Origin of the sequence: Cognatishimia sp. WU-CL00825 (genome assembly GCF_040364665.1) — a bacterium.
Lineage (GTDB): Bacteria > Pseudomonadota > Alphaproteobacteria > Rhodobacterales > Rhodobacteraceae > Cognatishimia.
The window spans coordinates 64,814-76,923 of record NZ_BAABWX010000005.1; the positions used below are offsets into that span (position 1 = coordinate 64,814).

Genomic DNA, 12,110 nt, shown 5'->3' on the forward strand with positions numbered 1-12,110 from the left:
CTGATGTGAAGGAGAAAACGAATATGTGGTTGTTTCTGGCCTTTTTGGCTGTGCCCTTGATTGAGATTGCCTTGTTTATTCAAGTTGGCGGTGCAATCGGGCTGATGCCGACGCTTGCGATCGTTATTTTGACCGCTATTGCCGGGACTTGGCTGGTGCGAAATCAGGGTGCGATGGCTATGGGCAACCTGCGTCGCTCGTTTTCAGAGCTGAATGACCCGACAGAGCCTTTGGCGCATGGGGCGATGATCTTGATTGCCGGCGCTTTGTTGCTGACGCCGGGGTTTTTCACCGATGCTGTGGGCTTTTCGCTGTTGATGCCACCGGTGCGCGTGGCTGTGATGAGCTATGCGCGCAAACGCATTAAGGTGCAGAAATTTTCGATGGGGCACATGGGCGGGCAGGCTGGCCAGCACAGTTACGACCCACGGCGCGAGACCGCCGATGATGTGATTGACGGCGATTTTGCCGAAGTGGACCCAGATAAAAAGCCCACCCATGGCCCCTCTGGATGGACTAAGCATTGAGGCGGCATGTTCAACCTGTTAAGGCTAACGGCAAAATTTGAATTCATTGGAGAATACCATGGCTGAGAACGAAGCCGCAGCAGCCCCAGAGGCCGCGCAAGCCCCCCAGATTAAGATGAATGTACTGACGCAGTATATTCGCGACATGTCTTTTGAAAACATCCTGGCGCAAAAAGGCGTTCAGGGCGAAGTACAGCCAGACGTGCAGGTTCAGGTCAATCTGGATGCCAAAAAACGAGCGGCTGACAACCAGTTTGAATCTGCGATCAAATTGAAAGTCACCAGCAAAGCCAAAGGCACAGAAGACACGCTGTTTTTGCTGGAAATCGACTATGTCGGTATTTTCTCGATCGAAGGTATTCCTGACGAACAGCTGCACCCATTCCTGTTGATCGAATGCCCACGGATGATTTTCCCGTTCCTGCGCCGCGTTGTATCTGACGTGACCCGCGACGGTGGTTTCCCGCCGCTGAACCTGGAAACCATTGATTTTGTGGCATTGTACCGCAATGAGCTGGCCCGTCGTCAGGCCGCGCAGACCCAAAACGGTGCGCAAAAACTCGACGCCTAAGATTTTAGCGGCACCCGCATTTCCATGTGGGTGCCCGCAAGCCTTGCCGGCTTAAGACAGCTTTTTCCAAAGCGCCTCTTCCCCCATTTTATCAACAAACGCCGCATGGGCACTTTGTTCTTCGGCGGTCAAACGCGAGGGCAGGGGTTTGGTGCGGGCCTGTGCCCGCCAATCATCATCAGAGGAATTGCCATTTGAGTTGCCGGAGGACGAAGCCAGTGCAAAATCCGGCTGGCGTCCGCCAATCAGCTCTAAATACACCTCTGCCAGAATTTCAGAATCCAACAAAGCGCCGTGCAATGTCCGGTTGCTGTTGTCGATGTTAAAACGGCGGCACAGGGCATCAAGCGATGCGGGCGAACCGGGAAACCGCTTGCGGGCAATCGCCAGCGTATCCAAGGCCTGTTCCCACGGTAATTCGGCCAAGCCCATGCGTTTGAGTTCGAAATTCAGAAATTTCATATCAAACGCTGCGTTGTGAATCACCAGTTTGGCATCGCCGACAAAATCCACAAACGATTGACCAACTTTGGCAAAAACCGGTTTGTCGCGCAGAATGACCTGGCCCGGTTCTGGCTCTTTTGGCGGTTGCAGCAGGTCTGGGCCAATGCCGTGAATGTCAAAGGCCCCCTGCGGCATGGAACGTTCGGGGTTGATATAGACGTGATAAGTTTCACCGGTCGGCATGTGATTGAACAGTTCTACGCAGCCTATTTCAACAATGCGGTCGCCGCCCTCTTGGGCTTCAAAACCAGTGGTTTCCGTATCAAGTACAATCTCACGCATGAGCCAATTGCCCTCTGATTTGACTGACGATCTGCTGCACCTGTTGCTTGGCATGCGCCACAGTATCGGTGATGACAACGTAATCAGAGCGGGCACATTTGTCATCATTTGACATCTGGTTTTCCCGGATGGTTTCAAATTGCTGCGCCGTCATTGTACCGCGTTCTAAAACCCGATTTTGTTGGATTTCAGCTGGAATAGAGACGCATACAACCGCATCCATCGTCTTTTCTGAGCCAAGTTCAAACAGCAAAGGAATATCAAGCACCACAATATCGCTGGTGGTTGATTTGATAAAATCTGCGCGGTCTTTGGCGACCAGCGGATGCACAATGGCTTCGAGTTTTTTGAGCACGGCCGGATCTTGCTGGATCAATTGCTTTAAGGCGTCGCGCGAAACCGTGTTGTCTTGGACTGCGCTGGGAAATGCGGCCTGGATCTGGGCAACTGCGGCACCACCGCTTGCATACATCCGATGCACTGCTGCATCCGCATCCCAGAGCGCACAACCCAATTCGGCGAACATCTGCGCCGTTGTGGATTTGCCCATGCCAATAGAGCCAGTGAGACCAAGTTTGAAGGTCATGCCAGGATCGCTTGCCGCAACTCTTCGGTCACCTCGGGTCTGGGGCCAAACCAACGTTCAAATCCTGGGGTGGCTTGATACAGCAACATGCCCAGCCCATCAACAATGGTGCAACCTTTGGCTTCGGCTGCTGCCAGAAACGGGGTTTTCATTGGGTTATACACCAGATCGGTCACCAAGGCCGCCGGGTTCAAGCCATCAAGCGGCACGCGCAGTTCAGATTTGCCCGCCATGCCGAGCGACGTTGTATTGACCACGGTTGCGCCGTTTTCCATGACATTCCCGATTTGAACCCATTCGATCACGGTCAAACGGGCGCCAAAATCATCGCGCAATTGCTCTGCGCGCACACGCGTGCGGTTGGCAATCAAGATTTCCGGCACCCCAACATCCAAAAGCGAGGCCACAACAGCGCGCGCGGCACCACCTGCCCCAAGAACCACGGCAGGGCCAGATGTCGGATCCCAATCAGGTGCATTCTGGCGCAGGTTTTCAATAAAGCCGTAACCGTCTGTATTGTCTGCCAGAATTTTACCGTCTTCGTGAAAAATCAACGTATTGGCCGCACCAATCAGCGTTGCACGATCGGTCACTTGGTCAGCAATTTCCAAAGCCCGTTCTTTATGGGGAACGGTCACATTTGCACCGACAAAACCCATCTTATGCATATTGCGCAGCACGGTTTCCAAGTTATCAGGCGACACTTCCATTGGGATATAATGGCCCGGAATGCCATATTTGCGCAGCCAAAACCCATGTAATTGGGGGGACTTTGAATGCGCGATGGGCGCACCGATCACCGCGGCCAGAGGAATTTTAGGCAATGTCATCGTGGTAAATCCCCTCGGAGTGTTAGATAGGCTAAAATTTCTAAAAGTGGCATGCCTAGAACCGTAAAATAGTCACCATCCACGCGGGTGAACAGCCGTACGCCTTCTTCTTCCAGCATATAGCCGCCGACGCAGTGGCGGATTTTCTCCCAGTTGCGATCAAGATAGTCATCTAGGAAATCATCGGAGAAATCACGCATCAAAAGCCGAACAATGCCGACATGTCGCCACACCGGTTTGCCAGCTTCGTAGATCACCGCCGCAGACAAAAGCGTGTGGCGCTTGTGACGCAATTGCAGCAACTGCTGACGGGCATGTTCTTTGTCTTTGGGCTTGCTGAATACCGTGCCGTCGCAGTCTAGAACCTGATCACAGCCAATCACCAAAGCGTCAGGACGCTTGGCGCTTACGCGTTTGGCTTTGGCCTCTGCCAAGCAATCAGCGATGTCACGAGGGCGCGCGCCTTCGGCTTGCAGGCTTTGGCGGATCATTTCTTCGTCTACTGGGGCGGTCATCACCTGAAAGGGCACCCCTGCATTTTTCAGCAGCTGGGCGCGGATTTCAGAACCAGACGCAAGAAGTATAGGAGCGGTCATGTGGATAACTCGGAGGATAAGAAACAGTGAAGCTTGCGGATAGGTTGTCGATGATATCGCCCGGACGTGCAAGCTGTAGATAACCCAGCTTTTGTGCCAGCGTTCACGGCGGTTTTCCCCTTGGGATGAGGATATCTGTCGTTCTGTGGTGGAATCGGTTTACCAGAATTCTATCCGCCGAGTTATCCACAAGCCTTATTTCTGACACATTCAAATAAACCTTTGAAAATAAAGCTAACTTAGATAACAAAAAACTTGTGCACTGATTTTCCAGATTATTTCCCCACCGGTGACTCTGATGTGGAAAAACCCAGCAAAACTCGATAATCCACAGAAATGATCCTCCCTACCTAATCAACTTCCTTTCTTATAAATATTTATTTATTTGAGAGAGAGCAAAGCGCTAGGAATCTTACCATGTCTGACATTCTTGCAAATCTTTATCCCTGGACCAAAGCCTTTCACATCATGTCAGTGATCAGCTGGATGGCCGGACTATTCTATTTGCCCAGATTGTTTGTGTATCACGCTGAACAGGCCACCAAGGGCGATCAATTGGATCAAACGCTACAGATCATGGAATTCAAACTGTTGCGGTTGATCATGGGCCCTGCAAGCGTCGCCACATGGCTGTTTGGCTTGTTGTTGGTGTTCACCCCGGGGATCGTAGATTGGAGCGCTGTGTGGCCTTATACAAAGGCGCTGGGCGTGATCGCTATGACAGTGTTTCATCATTGGCTGATGATCCAGCGCAAGATCTTTGAACGCGGCGAAAATAAGCTTGCTGGACGGCGTTTTCGGATGATGAATGAAGTGCCCACAGCGCTGATGGTTTTGATTGTGATTTCGGTTGTAGTGAAATTCTGAGATCAAATTGACTTTGCTTGGGAATCCACCTATTTAGCGTTCAACAGGTCCGTCCGGACTATGTGCTTTCCGACTTAAATTACTGATGAACGGCCCGAATTGGGCTGAATAGGTGTCTGTATGACCGAGATTACCCCTGAAATCGAACCTGTGATCAAGCTGGCGTTGTCTGATCTTAAGGCTAAGAGCCCCAAAGATCTTTTGGCCGTCGCCGAAGAGCTTGAGATCGAAAATGCATCGACCATGCGCAAAGGCGAGATCATGTTCCAAATTCTGCGCGAGCGTGCAGATGAGGGTTGGGAAATTTCAGGCGATGGTGTGTTGGAAGTGCTGCAAGACGGTTTTGCGTTTTTGCGTTCGCCAGAGGCCAACTATTTACCGGGCCCAGATGATATTTATGTCAGCCCTGATATGATCCGCAGATTTTCTTTGCGCACCGGCGATACGGTTACAGGTGTGATGAAGGCCCCAGAGGAAAACGAACGCTATTTTGCCTTGACCGGTGTGGCCACAATCAACTTTGAAAGCCCGGAAAAAGCCAAGCACAAGATCGCCTTTGATAACTTGACGCCGCTGTATCCTGACGAGCGTCTGAAGATGGAAATCGAGGACCCGACCATCAAGGATCGGTCCGCGCGTATCATCGACCTGGTTTCCCCGATTGGGAAAGGGCAGCGGTCGTTGATTGTTGCGCCGCCACGGACTGGTAAAACGGTTTTATTGCAAAACATCGCGCATTCGATCGAGGCCAATCATCCAGAGTGTTATCTGATTGTTTTGCTGATCGATGAACGCCCCGAAGAGGTGACCGATATGCAGCGGTCAGTTAAGGGCGAAGTGGTTTCTTCGACTTTTGATGAGCCTGCAACGCGCCACGTGGCCGTGTCAGAAATGGTGATCGAAAAAGCCAAGCGCTTGGTGGAACATAAACGAGATGTTGTGATTTTACTTGATTCGATCACAAGACTTGGTAGGGCATTCAACACAGTTGTGCCATCCTCTGGTAAGGTTTTGACCGGTGGTGTGGATGCAAATGCCCTGCAACGCCCCAAGCGTTTCTTTGGTGCTGCGCGCAATATCGAAGAGGGTGGTTCACTGACCATTATCTCGACGGCGTTGATTGACACAGGTTCTCGTATGGATGAGGTCATCTTTGAAGAATTCAAAGGCACCGGTAACAGCGAGATTGTTTTGGATCGTAAAGTGGCTGACAAACGCGTCTTCCCGGCGATCGATATTTTGAAATCTGGTACCCGGAAAGAAGATTTGCTGGTTGATCCAAAAGATCTGCAGAAAACCTTTGTCCTGCGTCGCATTCTGAACCCAATGGGCACAACAGATGCGGTTGAATTCCTGATCTCAAAACTCAAACAAACCAAGACCAATGGCGAGTTCTTTGATTCAATGAACACCTGATCCGCAATGGATATGGTGCAAGATACAATTTTTGCTTTGGCGACGGCCCCTGGGAAAGCAGGGGTCGCTGTCGTTCGCGTGTCCGGTGTTGCAGTGTCTGATGTTGCGGCTGCGTTGTTTGGCGATTTGCCCAAACCCCGCTTTGCGGCGTTGCGCGTGCTAAAAGACGGGCAGGGGCTGCGCCTTGACCAAGCGTTGGTTCTATATTTCCCAAAAAAGAATAGTTTTACCGGCGAACAGGTTTTAGAACTGCATCTGCACGGGTCTGTGGCTGTGGTAAATTCGGTTTTGCGTGCGCTTGGCGATATGCCGGCATTGCGTTTGGCTGAGGCCGGAGAATTCACCCGTCGCGCTTTGGAAAATGGCTGTCTTGATTTGGCGCAGGTCGAAGGCCTGGCAGATCTGATTGATGCGGAAACCGAAGCGCAGCGGCGACAGGCCTTACGCGTCTTATCTGGCGATCTGGGTAAGATTGCTGATCAATGGCGTAAGGATCTGATCCGTGCGGCAGCCTTGATAGAGGCCACTATCGATTTTGCAGATGAAGAGGTACCGGTTGACGTCACGCCAGAAGTCACAGCGCTTTTGTCTGATGTGACGGCCAAGCTGAAGCAAGAGATTACCGGAGTAGAGGCTGCTGAGCGTATTAGAGCAGGATTTGAAGTTGCGATTATTGGTGCGCCAAACGTCGGAAAGTCCACTCTGCTGAATGCGTTGGCAGGCCGAGACGCGGCGATTACATCGGAATACGCCGGGACAACGCGCGATGTGATCGAAGTTCGAATGGACCTTGCGGGTCTGCCGGTTACGTTGCTGGATACCGCTGGATTGCGAGAAACTGAGGACCACGTCGAGGGTATCGGTATTAAGCGTGCCATCGAACGTGCCCAGCAAGCAGATTTACGAGTGTTTTTGGTAGAGCAGGGCGAAGAGCCAGAACTGGAAGTTCAAGCGCAGGATATCGTGGTGACAGCCAAGGCTGACACTTTGCAGGATAAGGCGGGCGCTGTGTCTGGTAAAACCGGGCTGGGACTTTCTGGTTTGATTGAACAGGTTACCGAGCGGCTGGCGATGATGGCCGGCCGGTCTGGTATTGCCACACGGGAGCGGCACCGGCTCGCCATGTTGCGCGCAGATGAAAGCCTAAAATCCGCCAAGTCGGTTTTACAGCTTGGGTCTGATCACTATGATATAGCTGCGGAAGAGTTGCGTACGGCCATTCGGGCTTTGGATTCTATCGTGGGTCGCATTGATGTTGAAAACCTGTTGGATGAAATCTTCTCGAGTTTTTGCATCGGAAAGTAAGGAGTGTTTCACGTGAAACATTTTGATGTCATTGTTGTTGGTGGTGGGCACGCTGGGTGTGACGCCGCCCATGCGGCTGCGCGCACAGGTGCCAAAACAGCGTTGGTAACGCTGTCAATGGACGGGATCGGCGTAATGTCATGCAACCCAGCTATTGGCGGACTTGGCAAGGGTCACTTGGTGCGCGAGATCGATGCCCTTGACGGGGTGATGGCGCGGGTTGCGGATAAGGCTGGCATTCAATTTAGATTGCTGAATCGACGCAAGGGCCCCGCTGTACAAGGCCCCAGAGCCCAAGCGGATCGAAAAATCTATCGTGCTGAAATGCTATCGGAAATGCAGTCTTGCGAAAACCTTGATATCATTGTTGGCGAAGCTGTCGATTTTTTAATGCAGGGTGACACGGTTTATGGTGTTCAACTTTCAGATGGCACTGACATCCAAGCAAAATCGGTGGTTCTGACGACTGGCACATTCTTGCGAGGTGTCATTCATATCGGTGATGTTTCCAAACCAGGTGGGCGGATGGGTGATAAGCCTTCTGTCAAGCTGGCGGAACGTATTGATGGGTTTGGCCTGAAACTTGGACGCTTAAAGACTGGCACGCCGCCGCGTCTGGACGGCCGTACTATTCGCTGGGATGCGCTTGATATGCAGCCGGGTGATGAGGAGCCAGTGCTGTTTTCATTCCTTTCAAAGTCTGTGACCGCGCCGCAAATCAGTTGTGGGATCACCCATACTAATGAAAAGACCCATGACATTATCAAGAAGAACCTAGATCGTTCTGCGATGTATGGCGGGCACATAGATGGTGTTGGTCCGCGATATTGTCCTTCTATCGAAGATAAAGTCGTCAGATTCGCAGATAAAACGTCGCATCAGATCTTTCTTGAACCCGAAGGTGCGGATGATCACACGGTATATCCCAACGGAATTTCAACTTCGCTACCTGTGGATATTCAGGATCAATATGTCCGGTCCATATTCGGTCTAGAAGATGCTAAGATCATTCAACCAGGTTACGCCATTGAGTATGACTATGTTGATCCGCGCGCATTGGATGCAGCTTTGGCCGTTCAGTCCGTACCTGGGCTTTATCTTGCTGGTCAAATTAACGGCACTACAGGCTATGAAGAAGCTGCTGCACAGGGTCTGGTTGCTGGTCTGAACGCTGCGCGAAATGCCCGCGGCGAGGAACCGCACTATTTCAGCCGCTCAGATAGCTATATTGGGGTTATGGTCGACGATCTAATAACAAGAGGTGTTTCTGAGCCCTATAGAATGTTCACATCACGCGCAGAGTTTCGTTTGTCTTTGCGCGCGGACAATGCAGATCAACGCCTGACTCCCATTGGAATACAGCTCGGTTTGGTTGGGCGCGCCCGGAAATCTGCGTTTGACGAAAAGCAACAAGCATTGGATACAGGGCGAGCCATATTGGACGGTTCAGTCTATACGCCGAAGCAGGCGCAAGCTGTTGGTATCGCAGTTAATAATGATGGCACCAAACGGTCTGGGTTTCAATTGCTGGCATTTCCCGACATTGACATTGAAGATATCGAAAAATTGAATCAGGAATTTGCGGGGTTGGATCGTGACATTCAGATTCAGCTTTCAAAAGACGCACTTTACTCAAACTATATTGAACGTCAGAAACGAGACGTGGACGCGATGCGCCGCGATGAAGCGCAAAAGATCCCAATTGATTTCGTTTATGAGGAAATAGATGGGCTTTCGAACGAACTAAAGTTGAAGTTGTCGGCAGCTAGACCTGGGAATTTGGCGCAAGCTGCGCGGGTTGATGGGATGACACCCGCAGCATTGACTCTTTTGTTGGCAAAGTTACGGCAGCGACAACGCGAAGTACGGAGCGCCTGATTGTGGTTCCAGAAAACGTAAAAGCGCGTCTAGATGTTTCACGTGAAACAATAGAGCGATTGGAAAAACTCGCTGAGTTGCTAGAAAAGTGGAACCCCAAAATCAATCTTGTTTCCAAGTCCACAATTGCGGATCTTTGGAACAGGCATATACTTGATTCCACGCAGCTATTTAAAATGTCACCAGATATCGCAGGTCATTGGCTTGATATTGGTAGCGGTGGTGGGTTTCCGGGATTGGTAGTTGCCATCCTAAATACAGAAAAAAAACGCCCCTGGCAGGTCACGATGATTGAAAGTGACATTCGAAAATGTACTTTTTTAAGAACTGTTCTGCGCGAAACAGGGGTATCGGCCGAAGTTATCACCAAGCGGATTGAATCGGCGGAACCACAAAACGCTGATGTACTGTCAGCGCGTGCGCTGGCCGATTTGGACAAACTGAATGGTTTTGCTGAGATACATCTGAAAACCACCGGCGTAGCGCTATTTCCCAAGGGAAATCAGTGGAAAAAAGAGTTGGAATTTGCGCAGAAATCGTGGAAGTTCAACCATGAGGCTATTAACAGTGAAACCCAAGAGGGTTCGGTTATCTTAAAGATCGAGGGAATAACACGTGTCTGATCCTATCCGTGGAAGCGGGCCAAAGATAATAGCCGTGGCAAACCAAAAAGGCGGCGTTGGGAAAACAACAACTGCAATCAATCTTGCAGCTGCGCTTGTCGAAGAGGGCGTACGCGTACTGTTGGTGGATCTTGATCCGCAGGGCAATGCGTCAACGGGTTTGGGAATCGAAACTGATAACCGCAAGTATACAACCTATGATCTATTGCTAGGTGACGTGGACTTAAAAGACGTTATCCAGTTTGTCGATCAAGAAGGGCTTGGGATTGTACCGGCGACAGTGGATTTAAGTTCGGCCGATATCGAATTGATGGCCAATGAAAAGCGATCTTACCTGTTGTATGACGCGCTGCGACAGCCAGCCATGGATGAATTTGACTGGGATTACATCCTGATCGATTGCCCGCCTTCGCTGAATTTACTGACGGTCAATGCAATGATTGCCGCGCATTCGGTGCTAATACCGTTGCAAAGTGAGTTTTTTGCGCTCGAAGGCTTGTCGCAATTGATGTTGACCGTTCGAGAAGTCCGGCAGACAGGCAACCCGAAACTGCGGGTCGAGGGTGTGGTTCTGACAATGTTTGATGCGCGCAATAACCTGTCGCAACAGGTCGAAGAAGATGCGCGTACAAATTTGGGTGAGTTGGTGTTTCAAACGCGCATTCCACGGAATGTTAGGGTTTCTGAAGCGCCGTCTTTCGCGCAACCCGTTTTGCAGTATGATCCAACATCAAAGGGTGCAGTGGCCTATCGCCAATTGGCGCAGGAACTGTTGGATAAGCATCTTGGCGTAAGCGCCTAATATTTTTTTGGAGGCTGGGCATGGTAGAAAACAGAATGAAATCTCGCGGATTGGGTCGTGGTCTTTCTGCATTGATGGCAGATGTAAATGAAACAACAGCACCAGTTGATCAAGGTGGCGCCCCGCGTGCGGACCTGATGGTGCCGATTGAAAAGATCCAGCCCAATCCTGATCAACCCCGCCGCAGGTTTGATGCTGAGCACCTTGAGGATCTGTCAAATTCGATTCGGGAAAAGGGTGTAATTCAACCTTTGATCGTGCGCGAGAAGCCGGGTGATGTGGGCAATTACGAAATCGTTGCGGGGGAACGCCGCTGGCGGGCTTCGCAAATGGCGCAATTGCATGAGCTGCCTGTTATTGTCCGCGAGTTCAATGATACCGAAGTTCTTGAGATCGCGATCATTGAAAACATTCAGCGTGCGGATCTGAACCCGGTTGAAGAAGCCGCGGGCTATCGGGCCTTGATGGAAAAGTTTGGCCATACGCAAGAGGTGCTGTCCAAAGCGTTGGGCAAGAGCCGGAGTCACATTGCAAATTTGATGCGGCTGCTGAATTTGCCGGATGATATCCAGAGCTTGCTTGAGGAAGGTCAGCTGAGCGCGGGACATGCGCGTGCGTTGATTACGTCCGATCATGCCAAAGAAATTGCCAAGCGCATTGTTTCAGAAGGCCTGTCTGTACGGCAAACTGAAAGTCTGGTTAAAAAGTTTGCTTCTGGCGACTTGGACAAGCCTAAAAAGGCACGCCCAGTAAAGGATGCGGATACCAAGGCGCTTGAAGGTGACTTGTCTGCGAACCTAGGTATGAAGGTTGCAATTGACCATAAACCTGGTGGCGAATCCGGGCAAATCACCATCAAGTATGCGGATATGGATCAGTTGGATGAGATTTGCCGGATCTTGACCACCACGTAGTCGCGGTGAAATAGTGTCAAATGGGCCGGATTTCCGGCCTTTTTGCTGTCTTGGTTTAACCGTTTGGGCGCGACCAGATGAACAGCAAAACACAGCTGAGTGTAATGGCTTGGATAAGCAAGAGCTTTACCGCGAGGCCGATCAGAAGTGAAATTCCAAATACTATTACAATGGATAAAGTCGCCAGACGTTTGGCCTTTGGATTGATCGCGCCGCGCTCTTGCCATTCGATGATGGGTGGACCGAGTTGGGGATGTTGGAGCATCCAATTGTGTAAACGTTCTGAGCTGCGGGCAAAGAAGAAGGCTGCGAGCAGCAAAAAGGGTACAGTGGGCAATAGCGGTAAAACGACGCCAATGAGCCCAAAGGCCAGGGCGATTAGGCCAAGTAAAAGCCAAATATACTGCAT

General features: G+C 51.0%; 14 protein-coding genes. 9 read left to right on the forward strand and 5 right to left on the reverse strand.

The genetic code is table 11. From position 1 onward, the window contains the following. The first annotated feature begins 23 nt into the window (after positions 1–23). A complete protein-coding gene (locus tag ABXG94_RS14970) occupies positions 24–527 on the forward strand; it encodes an FxsA family protein (protein ID WP_353535556.1) in 504 nt (167 codons plus the stop codon). 58 nt (positions 528–585) lie between these two features. Further along, complete coding sequence (secB, locus tag ABXG94_RS14975) at positions 586–1,098, forward strand: protein-export chaperone SecB (RefSeq protein WP_353535558.1); 513 nt, start codon at positions 586–588, stop codon at positions 1,096–1,098. 51 nt (positions 1,099–1,149) lie between these two features. Here secB and dnaQ read toward each other — a convergent pair whose 3' ends face one another. Genes dnaQ through ABXG94_RS14995 form a run of 4 tightly spaced genes read right to left on the reverse strand, consistent with a single transcriptional unit; the run spans position 1,150 to position 3,896 of the window. Beyond that, positions 1,150–1,884 carry a DNA polymerase III subunit epsilon gene (dnaQ, locus tag ABXG94_RS14980; RefSeq protein ID WP_353535559.1) on the reverse strand — a complete coding sequence of 245 codons (735 nt, stop codon included), beginning with the start codon at positions 1,882–1,884 and terminating at the stop codon, positions 1,150–1,152. Then, entirely contained in the window at positions 1,877–2,470 is a 594-nt protein-coding gene (gene coaE, locus ABXG94_RS14985; protein WP_353535560.1) for a dephospho-CoA kinase, read from the reverse strand. The genes dnaQ and coaE overlap by 8 nt, the downstream gene beginning before the upstream one ends. Further along, positions 2,467–3,300 (reverse strand): shikimate dehydrogenase, encoded by an 834-nt coding sequence (locus ABXG94_RS14990; RefSeq protein ID WP_353535562.1) that lies wholly within the window; start codon positions 3,298–3,300, stop codon positions 2,467–2,469. Before ABXG94_RS14990 ends, coaE begins: the two co-directional genes overlap by 4 nt. Continuing rightward, positions 3,297–3,896, reverse strand: coding sequence for a Maf family protein (locus ABXG94_RS14995; protein WP_353535564.1), 600 nt, complete (start codon positions 3,894–3,896; stop codon positions 3,297–3,299). Before ABXG94_RS14995 ends, ABXG94_RS14990 begins: the two co-directional genes overlap by 4 nt. 417 nt (positions 3,897–4,313) lie before the next feature. Here ABXG94_RS14995 and hemJ point away from each other — a divergent pair, with 417 nt between their 5' ends. The 7 genes from hemJ to ABXG94_RS15030 all read left to right on the forward strand — a co-directional run bounded on the left by hemJ (position 4,314) and on the right by ABXG94_RS15030 (position 11,701). Beyond that, positions 4,314–4,763: a protoporphyrinogen oxidase HemJ gene (gene hemJ, locus ABXG94_RS15000; protein ID WP_353535566.1), complete on the forward strand. Its 450-nt coding sequence runs from the start codon at positions 4,314–4,316 to the stop codon at positions 4,761–4,763. Between the two features lie 120 nt (positions 4,764–4,883). After that, positions 4,884–6,179, forward strand: coding sequence for a transcription termination factor Rho (rho, locus tag ABXG94_RS15005; RefSeq protein ID WP_353535568.1), 1,296 nt, complete (start codon positions 4,884–4,886; stop codon positions 6,177–6,179). Between the two features lie 6 nt (positions 6,180–6,185). Then, positions 6,186–7,484 carry a tRNA uridine-5-carboxymethylaminomethyl(34) synthesis GTPase MnmE gene (gene mnmE / locus ABXG94_RS15010; RefSeq protein WP_353535569.1) on the forward strand — a complete coding sequence of 433 codons (1,299 nt, stop codon included), beginning with the start codon at positions 6,186–6,188 and terminating at the stop codon, positions 7,482–7,484. A 3-nt stretch (positions 7,485–7,487) separates the two neighbouring features. After that, positions 7,488–9,362, forward strand: coding sequence for a tRNA uridine-5-carboxymethylaminomethyl(34) synthesis enzyme MnmG (gene mnmG, locus ABXG94_RS15015; protein WP_353535570.1), 1,875 nt, complete (start codon positions 7,488–7,490; stop codon positions 9,360–9,362). Positions 9,363–9,364: 2 nt separating this feature from the next. Continuing rightward, on the forward strand, positions 9,365–9,985 hold the full coding sequence (gene rsmG, locus ABXG94_RS15020; protein WP_502901720.1) for a 16S rRNA (guanine(527)-N(7))-methyltransferase RsmG: 621 nt from the start codon (positions 9,365–9,367) through the stop codon (positions 9,983–9,985). Continuing rightward, positions 9,978–10,787: a ParA family protein gene (locus ABXG94_RS15025; RefSeq protein WP_353535572.1), complete on the forward strand. Its 810-nt coding sequence runs from the start codon at positions 9,978–9,980 to the stop codon at positions 10,785–10,787. The genes rsmG and ABXG94_RS15025 overlap by 8 nt, the downstream gene beginning before the upstream one ends. 20 nt (positions 10,788–10,807) lie before the next feature. Next, on the forward strand, positions 10,808–11,701 hold the full coding sequence (locus ABXG94_RS15030; protein ID WP_353535574.1) for a ParB/RepB/Spo0J family partition protein: 894 nt from the start codon (positions 10,808–10,810) through the stop codon (positions 11,699–11,701). Positions 11,702–11,756: 55 nt separating this feature from the next. On the opposite strand, the gene ABXG94_RS15035 is transcribed toward ABXG94_RS15030, so the two are convergent. Then, on the reverse strand, positions 11,757–12,110 hold the full coding sequence (locus ABXG94_RS15035) for a YbaN family protein (RefSeq protein ID WP_353535575.1): 354 nt from the start codon (positions 12,108–12,110) through the stop codon (positions 11,757–11,759).